We start from the raw sequence: 22273 nt of genomic DNA on the forward strand, positions 1-22273 counted from the left end.
GCCGGATGAGGTGAAAATCTCAAGTCCGGTTCTGAAGACGAGTAGTTCTGGTGACGGAATTGCTTAGTTTAACACTTGCCAGAGCGCACGATCGCCCCCATGAATCACCGAAATCAAACCCCAATTACCCCACAACCGTCTCATCACATTCTCGAAGCGTTACCCCTCGGGGTCGCAGTGATGGACATCGAAGGCAACATTTCTTATAGCAATCCGCATGCGAAACGATGGTTGAGCAGTGCCGAAGGTTGCCAGATGCCAACCCAACGACAAATTTATCGAGCCGGAACCCAGGAACCCTATCCGAGCGATCGCCTCCCGTGGGTGCGATCGCTCGGCGGAGAAAACGCGATCGCCACCGATCTCGAAATTCATCGAGACACCGAAGTCCTCAGCTTGTCCATGAGATCGGCTCCTTTATTTGACCCTCACCGCACCCTAATCGGTGCGGTGATGACATTTCAGCCCCCAGACCCCCCAGAAGCAGCTCGCCAATCCGCCCCCGCACCGGCAGATTCCATCGGCACAGAACCCCCAGTGCAACAGATATTGCAAGACACCGGCGCTTGCATCGCCTCCCTGCGCCTTTACCCCAACCAGAGTTGGGAGTGCGAATACATTTCCCCCGGTGCGGAAATCCTCTGGGGCTATAGCGCCGCAGAACTCGCCGCCGATCCGCAATTATGGGAATCGAGAATTCCCGCAGAAGATAGACAGACCATTCTAGAGCCTGGGTACGCGCGTCTCTACGGCGGCGGAAAAATTACCCTAGAATATCGATTTCGGCACAAAAATGGTAGCCTGCGCTGGATTGCCCATACCCTGAGCGCCACAAAACACCCCGGGGGGGAATATTGGGTGGTCAGTGGGATAGCCATCGACATCACCGATCGCGTTGCAGGCGAAATTGCCCGAGTGGAAAGCGATCGGCGCTACGCCGCCTTAGCCCAAGCGGCCCGGGTGGCGATTTTCCGCATCGACGCCGAAGGGAATTGCCAACATGGCAACCCGCGCAGTTTTGAAACCCTTGGCTTGTCGGAATCAGAAGCAATGGGGGTCGGGTGGATGAAAACCTTGCATCCCGACGATCGCGATCGGGTGGTCAAAGGGTGGTCCGAGTTCGTGGATCGCGGCACTCCGTTTAATTGCGAATACCGCTGTTTGCGACCCGATGGCACCCAGGTGTGGGTGTTGGGGCAAGCCATTGCCGAAAAAGATGCCGCCGGTCGAGTGAGGGGGTATGTGGGAACCCTCTCGGAAATTACCGAACTGAAACAAGCGCAATTCGAGCTGAGACAGAAAGACACCTATCTTAGTACCATTATTCAGCATTTGCCGGTGATTATTTGGGCGTGCGATCGCCAGGGCATTTTGACGGTTTCGGAAGGGAAAGGGTTAGAAGGGTTAGGACTCAAACCCGGGGAAGCCTTGGGCACTTCCATTTTTGAATATTGCCGCGACTTACCGAATATCTGCGCGGCAATCCGCAACACCCTGAGCACGGGGGCACCCTATCGCGAGATCGCCGAAATGAACGGTTGCACCTTGGAAGGAATCGGCTCGGCTTGGCGCGACGATTGCGGCGAGATTGTCGGGTTTATCGGCGTCTCGGTGGATATCACCCAGCGCCAAAAAGTCGAACGACTGCTAGCCGATTACAACCGCACCCTAGAACGGCAAGTGCGAGAGCGCACCGCCCAACTGGCCGAATCCAATCAGCAATTAGAACGAGAAATAGCCGATCGCAAACAAATCGAAGCGGCACTGCGAAGCAGCGAACAAACCCTATCGGCGATTATCGAAAATAGCGGTGCATATATTTATCTAAAAGATAAAAACGGTCGGTTTACTTACGTGAATCGATTGTGCGAAAGCCTCTTTTGTGCGAGCAAGGCAGAGATTATCGGTGCCGATGATTTTAAGTTCTTTTCCGAAGAGATGGCCATTGCGGTGCGAGAAAACGACGCCAAGGCGATCGCCACCGGAAAAATCGTGCGCTCTCACGATGTGGGAACGATTAAACCCACCCAGCAACGGCGTCACTACTTAACGGTGAAAGTGCCGCTAACCGATGCAGAGGGCAGAGTGTATGCCATCTGCGGAATTTCCACCGACATTACCGAGATCAAACAAACCGAAGCCGCCTTGCGCGCCAAAGAAGAAAACATGCAAGCGCTGTTAAAAGCAATTCCGGATATGATGTTCCGGCAACAAGTGGATGGCACGGTGCTGGATGTGAAAGCATCCGAGAGCCTGGTGGGGATGCCCCCCGAACAGCTCATCGGTCAAAATTTAGACGCCTTACCCTGGGCGGAGAATATCAAAGCGGAGTTGCGAGAACGGTTTCGCCTGGGGGTAGAAACCGGGAATCTGCAAACCTACGAATGGGAAATCGAAACCGGGGAGGGGAATCATTGGTACGAGGCGCGGATCGTGAAAAGTGGTGGGGAAGAAGTGGTTTGCATCCTGCGCGACGTCACCGATCGCGGGATGGCACAAGCCGCCTTAGCCGAAAGCGAAGAACGCTATCGCTCGGTGGTGACAGCAATGGCAGAGGGAATCGTGTTGCAAGACCGCAGCGGGATGATTCGCACCTGCAATGCCAGTGCGGAACGAATTCTCGGCTTATCCCAGGATGCGATGATGGGGCGGACTTCTGTAGATCCGCACTGGCGAGCGATTCGCGAAGATGGTTCGCCGTTCCCCGGAGAAGAACACCCGGCGATCGTGACCTTGCAAACCGGCGAACCTTGCGTTAACGTGGTGATGGGCTTGTATAAAGGCGAAGCGAGGCTAACTTGGATTTCCATTAACTCGCAACCCCTGTTTCGCGCGGGAGACACCCTACCCTATGCGGTGGTGACGTCCTTTACTGACATTACCGATCGCTTTGAGGCAGAAGAGGCTCTGCGACAAAGTGAGGCTCGCTATCGCGCCATTCTCGAGGACCAGACCGAACTGATTTTGCGATTTTTGCCCGATGGCACCATGACCTTTGCCAACGAAGCATTTTACCGATTTTTTGAGTTAACGCGCGATCGCACCGTCGGGGCGCACTATCACAAGGCTATTTTTGAAGAAGATCGGCCAAATGTGAGGCAAAAGTTAAATTCCGTGACGCCAGAAAACCCGGCAGTGACGATGGAAATGCGGGCGATCGCGCGCGGCCAAATTCGCTGGATGCAGTGGGTGCATCGCGGCATCTTCGATAGTGCCGGGACTTTAGTAGAATATCAAGCCGTGGGGCGGGATATCAGCGATCGCGTCCGAGTGGAAAAAGCCTTACGTCAAAGCGAGCATTTTCTGCACAGAGTTGCCGATGCGGTGCCGCAAATGCTATATTTGTTTGACTTAATCCAAGGAACCAGCATCTATATTAACCGTCAAAGCACTGCCATTGTCGGCTATTCCCCAGAAGAAATTTGCGGCGCAAGTCCGCAATGGCTGATGGAACACTTTCATCCCGACGATCGACACCTGTGCCTGGAGGTGAACTCCCGCTTTTTCAACCTAGGCGACAGCGATATCCTCTCCACCGAATACCGATTCAAACATAAAACCGGCCAGTGGATTTGGCTCAATGCCCGAGAAGTGGTCTTTAGTCGCGATAAAAGCGGCCAACCCCTGCAAATTCTCGGCTGTGTGGAGGATATTACCGCGCGCAAAAAAGCAGAAGCCGAACTAGAACAAGCAGTGGAGGCTGCCGTGGCTGCCAACCGCGCCAAAAGCACCTTTTTGGCCAATATGAGCCACGAACTGCGAACCCCTTTAAATGCCATTCTCGGCTTTTCTCAACTGCTCCTGACTGACGCCCGCCTCAGCGCAGAACAGCAAGAAAATCTCGAAATCGTTCGCCGCAGTGGAGAACATTTGCTAACCCTAATCGACGGTGTGCTAGATTTGTCGAAAATCGAAGCCGGACGGATGAATTTGAACGAGAATCAATTCAACCTATACCTGTTACTGGCACAGGTGGAACAAATGTTTGTTTTAAAAACCAGGGAAAAGAGGTTGCAGTTACAATTTGACCTGGATAAAGACCTGCCGGCGTTTATCTACAGCGATGAAGTAAAATTGCGTCAAGTGTTGATTAATTTGTTGGGAAATGCGGTCAAATTCACCCCAGAGGGAAGGGTGACGGTCCGGGCGCAAGTGATGCCCAGCGACTCCAGAGACCCGGAAAATTCCGGTTCGCACAGTCTCGCCCAAAACGGGAAGATTCTGTTTGAAGTTGCTGACTCCGGGCCGGGGGTTGCCGCATCAGAATTCGAGCGTTTGTTTCAACCGTTTTCCCAAGCCGAAGCCGGCATTCGCACCCAAGTGGGGACGGGATTGGGATTGAATATCAGCTATCAATTCGTGCGGTTAATGGGGGGAACCATAACGGTCATCAGTGGCGGGAAAGCTTATACTCCCGGGGCGGAGTTCTGCGAAATTAATTACGATGGAACAACGGGCGATCGCGCCACGGGAAGCACCTTTAGATTCGAGATTCCCCTCCAGCCCGTCTGCCCCAGTGAAGTAGAGGGGCAGACCCCAACCCTCGGGGCGATCGCCCTAGCCGCCAACCAACCGAATTATCGAATGTTAGTGGTAGACGATCGCTCATCCAATTGTCAACTGTTGGTCAAACTGCTCCAACCGTTAGGATTTGAAATCCAACAAGCGTTCAATGGCGAACAAGCCGTGGCAATTTGTGCCGAGTTTTGCCCGCATTTAATCTGGATGGATATGCAAATGCCCGGGATGGATGGGTATGAAGCAACCCGTCGGATTAAAGCCACTCCGCAAGGCGAACATACGCCAATTATTGCCATCAGCGCTAGTGCTTTGTCCGAAGAAAAAGCGGCAGTTTTGGCGGCAGGGTGCGATGATTTGATTCGCAAACCCTTCCGAAAGGAGGAGATTTTTGCGGCGATCGCCACCCATTTAGGGGTGAGTTTTATCCCAGAGGAAACCCCCGCCCCATCCTCAGCAGGGGAAACCGCGTTTTCCACCCTGAGTCGCGATCGCATTGCCTCTTTACCGGCAGAGTTGCTGGCGAGTTTTCACCACAATTTGATGAAAGGAGACTTAGACCAAATTAGTCTGCATCTCGACGAGATCGCCGTATCCGATCCCGCTGTGGCTCAACGGTTGCGCGAACTCGCCAATGAATTTCAGTTTGAAACCATTATCGAATTAATCGAGGGGGTATGGTCTTGTGAAGATTTGGAGAAAAGGCACTGATATTAACTCCCCATGCCTTTTCCCCCACCTAGGCGGATTGGCGATCGCCACTTTCACTCTCCCACTCTCTCCCCTTTCCCCCTACCGGTTACAATCCCCGTACTCTGCCCAGTTCGCTTTACCATTACTTCACATAGCCATTAGCAAGTCTCGAACAAAAAACTGTTATCATTAAAAACAAGGGAGAAATGAGAAGCGCTCTCCTGTTCAACAGACAATCACGGGAAGCAACTCTATGACTGGGGAAAAATTTTTACGGGAGAAGCAAAATATCTTAATCGTTGATGATACCGCCACCAATTTAATTTTATTGACCCATATTCTGAATCAACATAACTATAAAGTGCGGGTGGCCAAAAACGGTAAGCTGGCACTACAGTCGGTGAAGATAGAACCTCCCGATTTAATTTTACTGGATATTAAAATGCCCGATATCAATGGGTATGAAGTCTGCAAGCAGCTCAAATCCCAGGAGAGTACCCGGGCCATTCCGGTGATTTTTATCAGCGCATTGGATGCGACCCTGGATAAAATCGAAGCCTTTAATCTGGGAGGGGTGGATTATATCACTAAGCCTTTTGAACCCATCGAAGTTTTGGTGCGCGTGGAAAGTCAGTTGCGGCTGCGGCAAATTCAAGTACAATTAGAGAATCAAAATGCAGAATTGCAACTGTTATTAACTGCCACACAAGCGCTTGCCAATTCCGCCGATATAGATGCAGCGTTTGGGATTATTTTATCGCAAACTTGTCAAACGATGCAGTGGCAATTTGGAGAAGCTTGGATGCCCAGTGCAGAAAAAACCTCCTTAAAGTATCGACAAGCGTGGTATGCTGGAGAAGGGATTTTAAACGAATTTTGTCGCCACAGTCAAACCTTTCACCTGAGCTTGGGTGAGGGATTGGCGGGACGAGTGTGGCGATCGCAAAAAATGGAATGGGTCAAAAATATTGGCTACGATAGCGGCGAACACCTTTCCCGCGCTAGATTGGCAACGCTGGCGGGACTTAAAGGAGCGTTAGGGGTACCGATTTTGGTGCAGAATAGTCAAAATCAACCGGAAGTGTTGGCGATTTTAGTATTTTTTATGAGTCAAGACCTCCAACCCTCGGGGCGATCGCTTCAACTGATCGATGCCCTTGCTCGTCAACTCGGGTCGATGATTCAGCGCAAACATGCAGAAGCGGCATTAAAACAAGCGAATTTAGAATTAAATCGCCTCGTGAATTTGGATAGTTTAACCCAAGTGGCGAATCGTCGCCGATTTGATGAATATTTATCTCAGGTATGGACAGAAATGTTTGGCAAACAACAGCCCATTTCCTTAGTGTTATTTGACCTAGATTATTTTAAACGATATAATGATTATTACGGTCATCAAGCCGGAGACGAGTGCTTGCAGCAAGTCGCGCTCGCGGCGAAGGAAGCGATGAGGAATGCAGAGGATTTGCTCGCCAGATATGGCGGGGAAGAATTTGCGGCAATTTTGCCCAATACCCCCAGAGAAGAGGCGATCGCCCTCGCACAAACCATTAGAGATCGGGTCAAACAGCTTCAACTCTCGCATCCCGACTCGATCGTGAATTCCGCCGTTACCCTCAGTCTCGGCGTAGCTAGCACAATTCCCGCCTGCCAAAATTCTCCCGAACAGCTCATCGCCACCGCAGACGAAGCCCTATATGCGGCAAAAAACCAAGGTCGCGATCGGATGATTTTCTTAGAGCGGTTGCAGCACTGTGGGCAGAAAAATTAGCCCGCCAGTGAAACGCGACCCCTATCGATGCAAGGGGGGGGAGGGGTGCGAGAAGGGTGACGAGGTTCGGGATCCACAGGGTCATTGTTCCAGAGGGGGCCTGTGGCAACAAACTGGCTCCAATTTGGCCTCTGCCGCAACCGCGATCGCCCTTTCCTACTCTATCCAAAGACAGATTTCCCCGCAAAAGTTGGATCGTTTTGTAACTTTTGATATAAAATCCTATCAGAAGGCAGGTTGCTGGCCCGAATCCGAACCGAGGATCGGGTGAATCGCCGATCGGCGAAAGCGACCAACACAAAAGAACACTAACCAACACTTATAGAAGAGAGGAAGAACGCGATGGGATACGAACTGCCAGCTTTACCCTACGACTACAGCGCCCTAGAGCCACACATGTCGAAGCAGACCCTGGAATTTCACCACGACAAGCACCATGCCAAGTACGTGAACAACTACAACGAGATGGTGAAAAGCGCCGGCATGGACGACAAGTCCATTGAAGAAGTCATCAAAGCAACCTACAATGACGCTTCCAAATCTGGCTTATTCAACAATGCCGCCCAAGCCTGGAACCACACCTTCTACTGGAACTGCATGAAACCCGGTGGCGGTGGCGAACCCACCGGCGAACTTGCCGAGAAAATCAAATCCGACTTTGGCAGCTTCGACAAATTTAAAGAAGAATTCACCACCGCCGCCAAAACCCAGTTTGGTAGCGGTTGGGCATGGCTGGTGCTCGACAATGGCACCCTGAAAGTCACCAAAACCCCCAACGCCGTCAACCCGATCGCGATGGGGCAAACTCCCCTGCTCACCGTGGATGTTTGGGAACACGCTTACTACCTCGACTATCAAAACAAGCGCCCCGATTTCGTGAGCAGCTACCTCGACAATTTGGTGAACTGGGATTTCGTCGCCGAACAAATGAAAAAGGCGTAGAAAGCCGCCTCGGAACGCCGATCGCCCCTGGGGCATGAGAAAAGCCCTGTGGGGTTGACGCCCTCAACCTCAAACCTCTTCAGGTGCTTTCTCCCCAGGGACTTTCTCCAAACCCCGCGATCGCTCAACTGCGCAAAAAAAACAGTCACGACTCCACTCGTGGCTGTTTTTTTTATGGATCCAGAGAGGGGAGCGAGCTACAAGGTCGGGAAAATACGATCGAGAAAATTAGGCGATCGCTTCAACAGACATCTTAAGATAAGGGCATAATCCACCATTGATTTACCGTGGCATGAACAGCGAACAGTTAGGACAGTATATAGAAGCCAGCGATGCGATCGCCAAACCTTGGTTGCTCGTGCAACTGCGCTTGAAAAAACTGCAAGAGCGGCGATCGCAGCTTTCCCCCGAAGAATACGCCACAGAACTCGCCGACATTCATCACGACTTGATGAACCTCGGCGAGTGGTGGGTTGGCATCGAAGCAGAAGTATTTTAGATAACATTTCTCAGGGGAAATTCCTTTATCCCCTCCAACCTCATCTCCGAAGCGCCCCAACCCAAACCAAACTCCTTTACCGTATTGAGTTAGAAATTTTTTGGGGAATGCCAAAAAATCGGATAAATGTTTACAACACAGCAGAAAAATGGCAAAAACGAAGAAAACTCAGGGCAAAACAACTGAGATTAATTTGAAAGATCCGCAATACTACTTTAACCGCGAACTGAGCTGGGTCGAGTTTAATTATCGGGTATTGTACGAAGCTCTAGACGAGCGCACCCCCCTGCTAGAACGGCTGAAATTTTTAGCCATTTTTAGCTCCAACCTCGATGAATTTTTCATGGTGCGGGTTGCGGGACTCAAGCAGCAGGTGGAAGCCCAGGTGTCTTCCCTCACCCCAGATGGTCGCACGCCCCAAGAACAACTCGATGCCATCAGCGATCGCCTGCACCCGATCGTCGCCCAACAGCACCACCACTTTCACACCCAACTGCGACCCCTATTAGTCGAGCATGGCATCCACATCCTCGACTACATGGACCTCAACCAAGAACAGCGAACCTACCTGCAACGCTTCTTTGAAGAAGAAATCTTTCCCGTACTCACCCCCCTCGCCGTGGATCCGGGACATCCCTTTCCCTACATCTCCAACCTCAGCTTGAACCTAGCCGTAGTCGTCAAAGACCCCGAGACAGAACAAGAATATTTTGCCCGGGTGAAAGTCCCCAGAGTTCTGCCTCGGTTTGTGCAACTTCCCCTACAGGTGCGCGATAGCTCAGGCTCTCAGTCACCAGAAACCCGAAAACTCTGGCAGTTCGTCCCTCTAGAACAGGCGATCGCCCATAACCTAGAATTTCTCTTCCCCGGGATGAACATTTTGGAATATCATCCCTTCCGAATTACCCGCAATGCCGACATCGCCTTAGAAGAACAAGAAGCCGACGACTTGCTCCTGGCGATCGAGCAGGAACTACGCAAACGGCGCGTGGGCGGATCGGTGGTGCGAATGGAAATTCAAGCCGATATGCCCACCTCCGTGCGCGAAATGCTCACCCAAGAAATGGGCCTCACCCACCATGAGGTTTATAAAGTGGAAGGTTTGTTAGGTCTCGGGGACTTGATGAGCTTTATGAGTTTGCCCCTGCCAGAATTGAAAGACCCGCCCTGGAACCCCGTGATCCCGCCGCCGTTTCGCAACTTAGGCGAACTGCCCCAAGATCCCAATAACGTGGAGATTGACGAAACCGAAGATTTATTTGCCGCCATCCGCGCCCGAGATCTGCTCCTCCACCATCCCTATCACTCTTTTGCCGCTACGGTGCAGCGTTTCATTACCCAGGCGGCTTACGATCCGGCAGTATTAGCCATTAAAATGACCCTCTACCGCACCTCCGGCGACTCCCCGATCGTCAATGCCTTGATCGCCGCCGCCGAAAATGGCAAGCAAGTGGCGGTGTTGGTGGAACTGAAAGCCCGGTTTGATGAGGAAAATAATATTCTTTGGGCGCGAAAGTTGGAGAAAGTTGGCGTTCATGTGGTTTATGGTTTGGTGGGGTTAAAGACCCATACCAAAACCGCAATGGTAGTGCGCCGCGAAACCGATGGCATCCGCCGCTACGTGCATATTGGTACCGGGAATTATAACCCGAAAACCGCTCGGATCTATACGGATTTGGGGTTGATTACCTGTCGGGATGATTTGGGCGCGGATTTGACTGATTTGTTTAATTATTTGACCGGCTATTCCCGCCAGCGCTCTTATCGCAAACTGCTGGTGGCACCGGTGAATATTCGCGATCGCATGATGGCCCTGATCCAACGGGAAATCGAAAATTGCAAAAATGGTCTGGGGGGTCGGATCGTGGCCAAAATGAATTCTTTGGTAGACCAGAAAATTATTGCCAAACTCTACGAAGCTTCTCGCGCTGGCGTGAAAATCGATTTAATCGTGCGCGGGATTTGTTGTTTGCGTCCCGGGGTTGCTCGGGTGAGCGAAAATATCCGCATTATCAGTATTGTGGGGCGCTATTTGGAGCATTCGCGGATTTTTTATTTTCACAATAATGGTGACGAAGAGGTGTTTATTGGCAGTGCTGACTGGATGCCGCGCAATCTCAACCGGCGCGTGGAAGCGATCGCCCCGGTAGAAGACCCGGATTTGTCTAAAGATTTACAAGAAATTCTCGGCATTATGCTCGCGGATAACCGTCAAGCCTGGGATTTGCAACCGGATGGTTCTTATGTGAAACGTCGTTGCGAGGATAAAGCCAGCGAGCAAAGTTCCCACAATATTTTGATGGAAATGGCCCTGCAACAAGGTCACTAGATTTAATCCCCAAACCCTGGGATATCCGCCTCTGATTTGACTCGTTCCCAGGTTTTTCCTGAGAACGAGCAACGAGGGATTAAGTCATGGGTTGTTCCGGAAAGGTACGGTTGAATTCGTCAATCAAATCGTCGATTTCTTCTAGGGCTTGGTTCACGTCAATTCTGAGCGTGCCGAGGTTGGGTTGTTCTAAGAGTTGCTCTAGGGAAGCGCGTTTGCTAGCGATCGCCTCAATCCGTTCTCTGAGTTTCTGTTCGTCCATTGATTTAGCTTGGTAATGCTCCATGTGGCATACCGTTTATTTTAGCCCCCCTGGGATGCGGTGGCTGGAATTTGCAGTGGGGCAGTTTATTATCATAAATTGTCAAAAATGTCAAGGGTAAATCGGGTGGCGGGCTGATGTGAAGCCGTTTGAAGGGCGATCGCACCCCCTCACCTGCACGATTGCGCCCCTCAGAATTGACCCCGGGTGAAAAACTCGCCCCAAAACATGAGACACTTTTGCCATAACCGGGGAAAATAAAAAAAACCGCCCTGGAATTACACTCAACCCAACCTCTTCTGATGTTACGTCAAACTTCTTTAGGAACCCTCGGTTTAGCAGTCGGCGGTATTATCACCGTCGTCGGCTTCTACGCTTATTTCAACGACTATGCCACGTTAAATCTGGCGGGCTTTTTTTACGGCATTCCCCTGTTACTCGGCGGTTTAGCCCTCAAAGCAGCCGAACTCAAACCCCTGCCATTTTCCCAACCCACCCCACCGGAAATCCTCGACTTGCGAGAACAATTGGCGACCCCAATTCAAAATCAAATTCGCAAAGATGTCACCCGCTATCGTTACGGGCAAGAAGCCCATCTCGACGATACCCTCGCCCGCTTGGGGTTGAGTCCCTCGGATGAAGCCAGACCCCTCCTCGAAGGCATTCGGGAAATGAAAATAGACGATGCTTATGCTTTAATTTTAGAATTTGATTCGCCGAAAATTCCCCTATCTACCTGGCAAGAAAAGCAAGAAAAAATGACCAAGTTTTTCGGTCCGGGCATTCGAGTAGAAGTCAATCAACCTGCCGAAAATCGCGTAGAGGTGGCGTTAATTAGTTTGAATCGCACCGATAAAAACGCAGCCTAATCCCGTTTTTAACAAGAACCAGCCAATAGGGACAAGGTATTTTCTTGTCCCTAACCTCTCTATCGTTAGTTTTTAGCCCGGTACAGAAACAAAGAATTAGGAAGTGCAAATATCCAGAAAACGGAGAAAAATTATTTTTCCAGACGCACGACATACCACTGCAAAAAGTGACCGGGAGCTACGTCAAATTCGCAATCATTTTCTAGTAGATATTGGGCTTGTTCTTCCACGGTATTAAATTTCAGCAAGTCTCTGGGTAAATTTCCTTGCCGATCGCCTAACACTTGTTTGAGCTTCTCGAGCAGTTCCGCAGCGCTGAGAATTTCCTCATCGGCGTCGGCTTCGAGGACCACAAAATACTCGTCATTTTGATACATTAAAGAATCTGGCATAATTCGATGGTGATAATTCGTCATTAATATTGAGTGTGGCGAACCCGCCGGGAGCAACTCGAGGCCAAGAATTGTGCGGTGGGAGTCAGAGGCTAGCCCCAGGGAGCCGCACAACCGCCCAAAATACAGGCAGGAGCGACCCCAACCAATTTTAACTGAAAAAAGCAAATTGCGCGAGGGGGAAGCCACGCAAAAAACCATGAGAGTGCAAGGGCAATCGCAACGGTTCCATCCGGGGCGGAAAAACTAAAAAAAAGATAACAACCAGGTTAACTTGCCTCGAGAACGAACCGCAACAGGTCAAAAACTGTAAGCTGAAGGGGATAGGGGGGGGAAAAGGGGAAGACTATTTCATAGGCACAGACAGTGCCCCTCAGCTAAAATGCAAGAGAGAAACTTGGGGCCAGCGATTAGCAGATCGAATGAGGGCGTAATGCTGATAGGTTTAGAAACACTTTTAGAAACCATGATGTTCCAGAACGGGATGCCGAAGGCGAACTGGATGGAGATTTTCGCATTTATTCCACACGGACATTGCTACTTGTGGAAGCCCGGATTGGTATGGTTGCATCTGATATCCGATGCAGTCATTGCGCTTTCCTATTATGCCATTCCCCTGATGCTGCTGTATTTCATCCGCAAGCGGAACGATTTGCCATTTAGCTGGATTTTTCTGTTATTTGGAGCCTTTATCATCTCCTGCGGCACCACCCATCTGATGGGAGTCTGGACCTTGTGGCATCCCGACTATTGGATATCCGGAGGGATTAAAGCCATCACAGCCGGCGTTTCTCTTGCCACTGCCATTGCGATCGTGCCCTTAATGCCGAAAGCCCTAGCCTTGCCCTCGCCGGTGCAGCTAGAGATGGCGAATCAAGAACTGCAAAAAGAGATTAGCATCCGAGAGGAAGTCGAGACCGAACTGCGACAAAACGAAGCCCTGTTTCGGACCGTATTTGAAGGATCGGCGATGGGGATAGCGATCGCCACCCTAGACGGAAAGATTATCAAAACCAATCGGGCCTTGCAGCAGATGATGGGCTACCAGGAGTCAGAACTAGAAAATCTGACCTTAAGCGAGTTAAGCGCCGACGAGGAGACCCGCGATCGCGAAAACGAACTACAGCGAGAACTCACCGCCAAAGAACGCAGCAACTACGAATTAGAAAAACGGTTAATTCGCAAAGATCGGCAAATCATCATTGCCAGAGCGATCGCCTCAGACATCACCGACGCCGACGACGAACCCAAATTTCTCGTCAGCATGGTAGAAGATATCAGCGAACGCTTCCAAGCCGAAGCCGAGATCCGAGAACTCAACGCCCAACTAGAACGGCGGGTAGAAGAACGCACCGAACAACTGCAAACCGCCAACGACGAACTGCTGCAAGAAATCAACGAACGCCAGCGCGTCGAAGCCGCCCTGCGCGAAAGCGAATCGAGACTTCGCACCGTAGTCATCAACGCCCCCATCGTGTTGTACGCCACCGACAGCCAAGGAACCATCACCCTATTTGAAGGGAAAGGATTGCGGACCTTGGGCGTCAGCGCCGCAGAAAACCTGGGTCGTTCAATATTCCAGTGCTATGCCGATCGCGCGGAGGTAGTGCGCGGGATAGAAAACACCCTCACCGGAGAAGAACAAACCTGGATCTCCCAATTTGGCGAAGTAGTATTCGAACATCAAACCACCCCAGTGCGCGACGAAAGAGGAGAGATCGTCGGATTAATCGGCATCGCCACCGACATTAGCGATCGCATTCGTTCCGAACAAGCCCTGCGCCAAAGCGAGCAACTGTATCGCACCCTTACCAGCAACTTTCCCAACGGGGCCATCTTCCTGTTCGACACCGAGGGACGGTATTTGCTTGCCGAAGGGGCCGGTTTAGCCGATGTAGGGTTATCCAAAGAACAACTCGAAGGCAAAACCGCCGCCGAAGTCTTCGATCGCGAAACCTGCGACGCCATAGAAGCCGATACCCGCGCCGCCCTCAACGGGGAAGCCACCGTGCGCGAACTGCCCTACGCGCACCGTTACTATCTCTTCCACACCTTACCGGTCCGCAACGAAAGCGGGGAAATCTTTGCCGGGATTGGGGTATTCCAAGACATCAGCGATCGCTTCCAAGCCGAAGCCGCCCTGCAAGAAAGCGAAACCCAACTGCGAACCATATTCGAGCAAGCCGGCATCGGCATTGTGCTGGGCAGTTTAGACGATGGTGGGATTGTCAAAAGCAATCCGGCATTCCAACAGACGATCGGTTACAGCGGCGAAGAACTCTGCCAAATGGTGTTTAGCGAATTTACCCATCCCGAGGATCTCGCCAAAGAAATACCCTTGTTCCAGGAAGTCGTTGCCGGCACCCTAGACAGCTACCAGATGGAAAAGCGCTACATCTGTAAAGACGGCTCCTTAATCTGGGTCAATTTGAATGTTTCCATCGTCCGAGACGCTTTAGGCAACGCCCAATTTGCCATTGGCATGGTACAGGATATCACCGAAAGGCTGCAGGCGGCGCAACAGTTGCAAGAAAGCGAAGCCAAATATCGCTCCGTGGTGAACAACATCAAAGAAGTGATTTTCCAAACCGATGCCACTGGGGCCTGGACCTTTCTCAATCCCGCCTGGACAGAGATTACCGGATTTAGTCTGGAAGAAAGCCAAGGGAAAAACTGCATCGAGTACCTGCATCCCGACGATCGCGAAACCGTCTCCGAGCACTTACAACAGCTCATTGGTAGAGAGAAAGACTCCTGTCAAGAAGAAGTGCGCTACCAAACCAAACAGGGAAGCTATCGATGGATGGAGGTATTTGGGCAAGCCAACCGAGACGAAACCGGAGCGACGACCGGCCTAAGCGGCACCCTGAACGATATCACCGATCGCAAACAAGCCGAAGCCGAAAAAAACCGATCCATCGAGTCGCTCAAAGAAAGCGAAGCCGCCATTCGCGCCCTTTATACCGTCACCGCAGATCGCGAACTCGACTTTGACCATCGCTTAGGGCGAATGCTGGAAATGGGATGTCGGAGATTTGGGTTAGAACTCGGGATGGTGAGTCGCATTGAAGGGATCGATACCGAAACCCTGCCCGGGAAATCCCTGCGTTACGAAGCGATCGCCGCCCGACTTCCCCAGAGTGCCCCGATCAAAATCGCCAAAGGAGACGCCTTCAATCTCGACCTGAGCTATTGCTCCGCCACCGCCTATTCAAACGAACCCATCTGCATCGAAGTCGCCGCCGAATCCGAGTGGCGCAACCATCCAGCATACAAAGCCCGTTGCCTGGAATCCTATATTGGCGCGCGATTGATGGTAGAAGGGCAGGTATATGGCACCCTGAGCTTTTTCAGTCCCAACCCGCGCCGCCAGACCTTCAAAGCGGTGGATCGAGAGCTGATGAAGCTCATGGCCCAGTGGATCGGCGGCGAAATCGAGCGCAACACCACCCAAACGGCCCTGCAACAGCAACTGCATCGCAGTTTGCTCCTCGAACAAATTACCCGAGAAATTCGCCAAAGCCTCGACGCGCAGCAGATTTTTCAAACCACAGCCACCCAAATCGGGCGGGCATTTGAGGTCGATCGCTGCTTGATTCACGCTTACCTGAGCGAACCGGAACCCCAAGTTCCCGTAGTGGCCGAGTATTTAGAGGCGGGGTCGTCCTCGATGTTGGAACTCGAGGTCCCCTTGGTGCCGATGGAAGGCAACATGCACATTCAGCAGGTACTCGCCCAAGATGAAGCGATCGCCTCGAATGACGTTTACAAGGATCCGCTGCTGAAAAATGCGACGGAAGTGTGCCAGTATATCGGTCTCAAATCCATGTTGGCGGTGCGAACCTCCTACCAAGACGCCCCCAACGGGGTAATCGGGTTGCATCAAGTGCGCTACTTCCGCCGCTGGCGGCGCGAGGAAATCCAATTGCTCGAAGCTGTGGCCGAACAAGTGGGTATCGCCTTAGCCCAAGCCCAATTGCTCGAACAAGAAACCCGCGCCCGGGAGCTTGTGGCCGAGCAAAATTTGGCCTTAGAACAAGCGCGCACCAGTGCCGAAACCGCCAACCGTGCCAAAAGCGAATTCCTGGCCACCATGAGCCACGAAATCCGCACGCCGATGAATGCCGTCATCGGCATGACCGGTCTGCTCCTGGATACGGATTTAACCGCAGATCAGCGCGACTTTGTAGAAACCATCCGCACCAGTGGCGATGCCCTGCTGACGATTATCAACGATATCCTGGATTTCTCGAAAATCGAGTCGGGCAAACTAGAACTGGAAGAACAACCATTTAATCTGCAATTGTGCGTTGAAGAATCTCTGGATTTAGTGGCCTCTAGAGCGGCTGAAAAAGGGTTGGAATTGGCCTATATCATCCATCCAGATACCCCCCTGGGCATTGTCGGCGATGTCACCCGCCTGCGGCAAATTTTGGTGAACCTGCTGAGCAATGCGGTGAAATTTACCGATCGCGGAGAAGTGGTGGTGTCGGTGAAGAGAGTAGACCCGCCGTCTGAACCCTCGGGGCTGCCACGTTCCGATTCCCCCCGGTCGAAGCTTTACCACCTGCAATTGGCAGTGCGCGATACCGGCATCGGAATTCCCGAACAGCGCATGGAACGGTTGTTTAAGTCGTTCTCGCAGGTGGATTCCTCCACTACGCGCAAATATGGCGGCACCGGCTTGGGATTGGCGATTAGCAAGCGCCTCAGCGAACTGATGGGGGGCACCATGTGGGTGGAAAGTCAAGAGGGGATTGGCTCGACGTTTTATTTCACCATCCTCGCCGAACAAACCAACGAGATCCCCACCACTCCTTTGCAGGATAATGTGCCGCAATTGAGCGGGAAGCGGGTGCTGATTGTGGACGATAATGCCACAAATCGCAAAATTCTCACCCGCCAAGGTGAATCCTGGGGAATGGTTCCGCAGACGGCGGCATCGGGCATGGAGGCCCTGGAAGCGTTGCGCCCGGGGGTGGGGAATTTCGATCTGGCAATTTTGGATATGCAAATGCCCGAGATGGATGGGTTAACCTTGGCATCGCAGATCCGTAAGTTGCCGGGGGGCGATCGCTTGCCTTTGGTGATGCTGACTTCGATCGGTCGGATCCCGGTGGATGTGAAAACCTCGGGGATTCATTTTGCGGCGTTTTTGAATAAGCCGATCAAACAATCTCAGCTTTATGATGTGTTGGTGGGGATTTTCTCTCGCTATCCGATGCGGGTGCGATCGCGCAAGTCTCGCGGTTCTACAGTGGCTTCGGGTGCGGCGGATGGCGGCGCACAGCCTGAGCGCAGCGCCGCCGAACCGAAAAATCTCAAGGTGCTGTTGGCTGAGGATAATGTGGTTAACCAAAAAGTGGCCCTGCGGATTTTGCAGCGCCTCGGATATCGGGCAGATGTGGCCGGTAATGGATTGGAAGCGATCGAAGCTCTGAAGCGCCAAAGTTATGATGTGGTGCTGATGGACGTGCAAATGCCGGTGATGGATGGGTTGGAAGCGGCGCGTCAGATCTGTGGGGAATGGCCGGTCCGCAAGGATGTTTCTGCGAATGGTCGCCCCTGGATTATCGCCATGACGGCTAATGCTATGCAGGGCGATCGCGAAATCTGTCTGGCGGCGGGAATGGATGAATATCTCAGCAAGCCAATCCGCATGGAGGCACTCACCGCAATCCTGGCTCAATGTCACGTGGCTCCAGTTTCGCCGACCCCCCCGCCCACTCCAACTATAGAACTCACCCCGGAATCGCAAACCATGACTCCTTCTCAATCTCCTAGTAACAAACCTGCTGACATGACTGACGCTTCTTTGCCCCAACCCTCCGCCCGCGAGGCACATTCTCCTACGCCCTCTCCATCGACTTCTATCGATTTCAAAGCTGTGGATATGTTGCGAGAAATGGTGGGTGAGGATGACCCGGAAGGTTTTGCTGAGGTGGTGCAAAGCTATCTCTCGGATCTGCCGACTTTGCTCGAACAAATCGACGCTTCTATATCTGAATCGGATATGGAAACTCTGCTGCGCGCGGCTCATACCCTCAAGTCTACCAGTGCTACCCTGGGCGCTACCGCTCTGGCAAAGTCGAGCAAGCAACTGGAAATGATGGTCTGCGCGACTTTCGATACGGGAGACCCTTTGCCCCCAGAAGCATCGGCGATCGCCTCAGAATTGCACCAGGAGTACGAACGGGTTCATGCGGTTCTGTTAGGCATGATATAACGCTTCTCGGCACTGCATTCTCATCTCTGAACCTGCGGGCCTCGCAGTAGGTGGGTACCGCCCACCCTACGGTACCGGTTTGAGCAAACTGAGTTGCTTATTTTGCATCAGTGCTTATCCATCGGCGTGGTTCCATTTGCATGGAGAAAAGGGCAAGGAAAAAAATGCCACCCATGATTGTTTCATCCCGGGGCGATCGCCCCTTGCCGCCGACTGGAGCGTTAGAATGCACTTGAGCAAGGGCGGGAGAAATCTGGCAAAATGGAGCCTATTCTCCCACAGAGCCAATCACCAATTAAACCCCACTCTGGTCTGCATCCCCCAGGTTAGGGGTGAAAATGTAAGGTGAAAACTCCAGCATTCAGCAATCAGAGGGGTATTTTATCTGCACCTTCTGGGTGCAGTTATTTAAGATCGGAGTAAATTCCCCTGGCGGTGAAAATCATCCCTCCGGGCGGAGAGAGACGATGCAGAGCGTGAGGTTGGGTGTGTCTGAATGTCCAGTTTGTGGAAGTGAATATATTGCGGGAGAAGACACCTTATGCCAAACCTGTGGCTGGGATCTGAGATCCGTGGATCCTTCTGAGGGTGGCTCGTTATCTGAAGCCTCTTTAGCTAAAGAACAGGCGAAACTATTTTGGGCGCGAAAAATGTGGGAGCGGGTTAATGAAAAGGACTCCTCTATCAAAGGTTTAGAGTGGAAACTTGCCGATATCGAACGCCAAATCTCGAAAGTTTGGGGACGATTTGAACATGCGACGAAAGAACGAACAATTTTACAAGAACGAGTGGATAGCGTGTTATCGGGAATGGAGGAAGACCGATTCGATCGCTATCAAATTAAAAAATACTTTACCGAAGAACGAAATCTGCGTCAAATGACGCAAAAACAAGTCGAACAAAAACTCAATCAACTGTTTTCTCAGTTACAACAAGTGAATCAGGAGCGCGGACTTTTGCAAGAACAAATCGGACAAGTTCAGGCTCGTTTAGATGGTTTGGGTGATGAAGGATTGCCCGAAATGCTCGCGAAGCTCTCTCGCGAAATCGAGCAATTAACGCAACCCAGTGGCGGTGATGGCCTCGCCATTCGCGAGTTACAAGGGCAGTTGGAAGAATCGCAACAGGAACGAGCGCTTCTCATCGAACAGCTCGATCGCGAACGAGAACGGGTGAGTTCTTTACAAGCGGAAATCGAACAGTTAAAAGATTCCCTCCACCAGTCACAAAGCACCTCCAGCGAAAGCCGATTTGAATCGGAAATGGTGGATGCTTTGATTTGTGCAATGGCCGATTCTTCAGAAGCAGTTCAGCGCATGGCTTACGCTTTGTTAAAGCGCAGTCATTCGGAAAAAGCCAAAATGGCTTTAGAAGAATATCAACCCTATCGCTTTTTCCGATGCCTCCACGTGCTAGAACATGAAAAAGCGGTGCGCGCTGTGGCTATCGATCCCCACGGCCATTTTCTGGTTACGGGCAGTAACGATCGCACGATTAAACTCTGGGAACTCAATACCGGCAAACCCATTAAAACCCTCTCGGGTCATGCCGGTTCTGCGATCGCTCTGGCTATTAGTCCCAATGGCGAATTACTCGCAAGTGGTAGCGGCGATAATACCATCAAACTCTGGCATATCGCGACCGGCAAATTGATGTTTACCCTCCGAGGTCATACCGGATGGGTGAATACGGTCACCTTTACCCCAAAAGGCAATACCCTCGCCAGTGGCGGTGCTGATAAAATGATTAAACTCTGGAATCTCAATACCCAAGAATTACTCGGCACGTTCTACGGTCATGCTAGCGCCGTTCGTTCTCTGGCTATTAGCCCCCAAGGCAATATGCTCGCTAGTGGCAGTAATGATAATATGATTAAAATCCGCAATCTGCTCACCGGCGAACTCCTCCATACCCTCACCGAACATACCGGATCGGTCTCTTCTGTGGAAATTAGCGATGATGGCAATATTCTCGCGAGTGGCAGTAACGATACCACGGTCCGTCTCTGGAATCTCGGCACCGGAAAATTATTACATACCCTCTCGGATCATACCAGTGCGGTCATGTCTGTTTCAATTAGTCAGAACCGCACGATTGCTAGCAGTTCCGATGATGGCAAGATTAAAATTTGGAATCTGGATAAGGCAACCCCCATCCACACCATATCGGCTAACAAAAATATGTCCGGATATGATAGTTACATCCTCTGCAGTACCATCTCTCCTGAAGGGGATAAAATTGTCACCGGGTCTGATGATGGAAAAATTAGAATTTGGGGCGTATCTGATTGATTTTTTCTATCTTTTTGTTGCAGTTTACTCCCTGGCTTACCCAAATATTGCTCAATAATCAGCCACAAATCCTCGGAAACCTTCTCTGTCCTCTTCGTTGAATTGCATTCTCGGCTAAAAACACCACTTGAATAATGACGAAATGTCCCGTATGCCAAACCGAATTCTCGCCAGAAAAGCCGCCGCGCTGTTCGGTGTGTGGCTGGGATTTAACGCCCTATCCGGCAAAAATAGCTGCACCTATTCGTCGCCTTATTTTACAAAAAGAACGGGCGAAAATTGCTTGGGCGCGACAACGGTGGAGCGAGAGGCGATCGCAGCAAGCTAAACTAGAGCGATCGCAGCAAGAACTCCACCGCCTCGCGACGGAAAATACGCGGCTTCGGTCTCAATTAAATCCGCCAGAATCGCCGCCACCCGAACCTACCAATCCCTCCCCCACGGTGACGCCAACCGTAGAAGTTTTAACCCAACCGGCTATCCAATCCTACGCCACGTTAAAAGGACATTTTCGGTCGGTCAGCGCCCTGGCGATCGCCCAGGAAGGCAAGCTTCTCGTCAGTGGCAGTTGGGACAAAACTATCAAACTTTGGAATCTGCAAACCGCTGCTGAAATTCGCACGCTTTCCGGTCATTCTTATCCGGTGAATGCGGTGGCTATCAGTCAAAATGGTTGGACGTTAGCCAGTGGAAGTAACGATAAAACGATAAAATTATGGAAAGTTAAAACCGGTCAACTTCTGTTTACGAAATCGGCTCATCCGGAATGGGTGAGTGCGGTGGCAATGAGTGCGGATGGCACCCAATTAGTCAGTGGCAGTTTGGACCGCACGATTAAATTGTGGAATGCAGTGACGGGAAAAGAAATTATCAGCTTGCAAGGACATGAAGGCGCAATTTATGCCCTGGCCCTGAGTGGAAATGGGCAATTTTTAGCTAGCGGCAGTTTGGATACCACGATTAAACTGTGGGATTTGAATGCAGGGGAGGAAATTGCTACCTTAATCGGACATAGCGATCGCATTAATTCCTTGGCTATTTCTCCCGATAATCGAACCCTGATCAGTGCCAGCGCCGATACCACAATTAAACTGTGGAATTTAACCACCGGTGAAGAAATTAGCACCCTGAAAGGACATGAAGATAGCGTCAACTCAATTGCTTTAAGTCCCGCTGGGAAAATGCTGGTCAGTGGCAGTTCGGATACGACGATTAAACTGTGGGATTTAAGTCAAGGCACTGCCATTCATACGTTAACCAAACATACCGATAGCGTCAATGCTGTCACGATCGCTTCTACGGGAAAAACGATTGCCTCTGCTAGTTCTGACAAAACAATTGAAATTTGGCAGATGCCCAGTTAATTCGGGTTTTCACTGCCTTGGCGATCGTTCCATCCCTCACCGTGACGTACTCCCGACGCCGACCGCTTAGGCGGTACGGCGCGGGCTTCTGGGCCCAGACCTTTGAGATCTGGGTTT

Annotated in this window: 11 protein-coding genes; 9 read left to right on the forward strand and 2 right to left on the reverse strand. The window is 51.4% G+C overall.

Annotated elements, in window-relative coordinates:
• Window positions 1-99: 99 nt before the first annotated feature.
• The 5 genes from AC0QH1_RS11160 (at window position 100) to ppk1 (ending at window position 10752) form a co-directional block, all read left to right on the forward strand.
• A complete protein-coding gene (locus tag AC0QH1_RS11160) occupies window positions 100-5229 on the forward strand; it encodes a PAS domain S-box protein (protein ID WP_324631174.1) in 5130 nt (1709 codons plus the stop codon).
• 235 nt (window positions 5230-5464) lie between these two features.
• Window positions 5465-6982 (forward strand): diguanylate cyclase domain-containing protein, encoded by a 1518-nt coding sequence (locus tag AC0QH1_RS11165; RefSeq protein WP_324631175.1) that lies wholly within the window; start codon window positions 5465-5467, stop codon window positions 6980-6982.
• A gap of 342 nt (window positions 6983-7324) precedes the next feature.
• Window positions 7325-7924 carry a superoxide dismutase gene (locus tag AC0QH1_RS11170; protein WP_324631176.1) on the forward strand — a complete coding sequence of 200 codons (600 nt, stop codon included), beginning with the start codon at window positions 7325-7327 and terminating at the stop codon, window positions 7922-7924.
• Window positions 7925-8216: 292 nt separating this feature from the next.
• Complete coding sequence (locus tag AC0QH1_RS11175) at window positions 8217-8423, forward strand: hypothetical protein (protein ID WP_324631187.1); 207 nt, start codon at window positions 8217-8219, stop codon at window positions 8421-8423.
• A 148-nt stretch (window positions 8424-8571) separates the two neighbouring features.
• Window positions 8572-10752 (forward strand): polyphosphate kinase 1, encoded by a 2181-nt coding sequence (gene ppk1, locus AC0QH1_RS11180; RefSeq protein WP_324631178.1) that lies wholly within the window; start codon window positions 8572-8574, stop codon window positions 10750-10752.
• 79 nt (window positions 10753-10831) lie between these two features.
• Here the strand turns inward: ppk1 and AC0QH1_RS11185 are convergent, their stop codons facing one another.
• Window positions 10832-11014, reverse strand: a complete 183-nt coding sequence (locus AC0QH1_RS11185) for a hypothetical protein (RefSeq protein ID WP_324631180.1) — start codon at window positions 11012-11014, stop codon at window positions 10832-10834.
• 302 nt (window positions 11015-11316) lie between these two features.
• Between AC0QH1_RS11185 and AC0QH1_RS11190 the strand changes: the two genes are divergently transcribed.
• Window positions 11317-11883 carry a DUF2854 domain-containing protein gene (locus AC0QH1_RS11190; protein WP_324631181.1) on the forward strand — a complete coding sequence of 189 codons (567 nt, stop codon included), beginning with the start codon at window positions 11317-11319 and terminating at the stop codon, window positions 11881-11883.
• Window positions 11884-12014: 131 nt separating this feature from the next.
• Here the strand turns inward: AC0QH1_RS11190 and AC0QH1_RS11195 are convergent, their stop codons facing one another.
• Window positions 12015-12275 carry a CRR7 family NDH-1 assembly protein gene (locus AC0QH1_RS11195; protein WP_324631182.1) on the reverse strand — a complete coding sequence of 87 codons (261 nt, stop codon included), beginning with the start codon at window positions 12273-12275 and terminating at the stop codon, window positions 12015-12017.
• A 466-nt stretch (window positions 12276-12741) separates the two neighbouring features.
• Between AC0QH1_RS11195 and AC0QH1_RS11200 the strand changes: the two genes are divergently transcribed.
• The 3 genes from AC0QH1_RS11200 (at window position 12742) to AC0QH1_RS11210 (ending at window position 22156) form a co-directional block, all read left to right on the forward strand.
• Window positions 12742-18501: a PAS domain S-box protein gene (locus AC0QH1_RS11200; RefSeq protein ID WP_324631183.1), complete on the forward strand. Its 5760-nt coding sequence runs from the start codon at window positions 12742-12744 to the stop codon at window positions 18499-18501.
• A gap of 488 nt (window positions 18502-18989) precedes the next feature.
• Window positions 18990-20792, forward strand: a complete 1803-nt coding sequence (locus AC0QH1_RS11205; RefSeq protein ID WP_324631184.1) for a WD40 repeat domain-containing protein — start codon at window positions 18990-18992, stop codon at window positions 20790-20792.
• 134 nt (window positions 20793-20926) lie between these two features.
• A complete protein-coding gene (locus tag AC0QH1_RS11210) occupies window positions 20927-22156 on the forward strand; it encodes a WD40 repeat domain-containing protein (protein ID WP_324631185.1) in 1230 nt (409 codons plus the stop codon).
• Window positions 22157-22273 lie beyond the last annotated feature (117 nt).

It is taken from the genome of Phormidium sp. CCY1219, assembly GCF_055795085.1.

Excerpts from the sequence above, each read along its gene's own strand:
- AC0QH1_RS11160 (WP_324631174.1), top strand. The coding sequence starts at position 100 with ATGAATCACCGAAATCAAACCCCAATTACCCCACAACCGTCTCATCAC.
- AC0QH1_RS11210 (WP_324631185.1), top strand. The coding sequence starts at position 20,927 with ATGACGAAATGTCCCGTATGCCAAACCGAATTCTCGCCAGAAAAGCCG.
- AC0QH1_RS11175 (WP_324631187.1), top strand. The coding sequence starts at position 8,217 with ATGAACAGCGAACAGTTAGGACAGTATATAGAAGCCAGCGATGCGATC.
- AC0QH1_RS11170 (WP_324631176.1), top strand. The coding sequence starts at position 7,325 with ATGGGATACGAACTGCCAGCTTTACCCTACGACTACAGCGCCCTAGAG.
- AC0QH1_RS11165 (WP_324631175.1), top strand. The coding sequence starts at position 5,465 with ATGACTGGGGAAAAATTTTTACGGGAGAAGCAAAATATCTTAATCGTT.
- AC0QH1_RS11185 (WP_324631180.1), bottom strand. The coding sequence starts at position 11,014 with ATGGACGAACAGAAACTCAGAGAACGGATTGAGGCGATCGCTAGCAAA.
- AC0QH1_RS11190 (WP_324631181.1), top strand. The coding sequence starts at position 11,317 with ATGTTACGTCAAACTTCTTTAGGAACCCTCGGTTTAGCAGTCGGCGGT.
- AC0QH1_RS11195 (WP_324631182.1), bottom strand. The coding sequence starts at position 12,275 with ATGCCAGATTCTTTAATGTATCAAAATGACGAGTATTTTGTGGTCCTC.
- ppk1 (WP_324631178.1), top strand. The coding sequence starts at position 8,572 with ATGGCAAAAACGAAGAAAACTCAGGGCAAAACAACTGAGATTAATTTG.
- AC0QH1_RS11200 (WP_324631183.1), top strand. The coding sequence starts at position 12,742 with ATGATGTTCCAGAACGGGATGCCGAAGGCGAACTGGATGGAGATTTTC.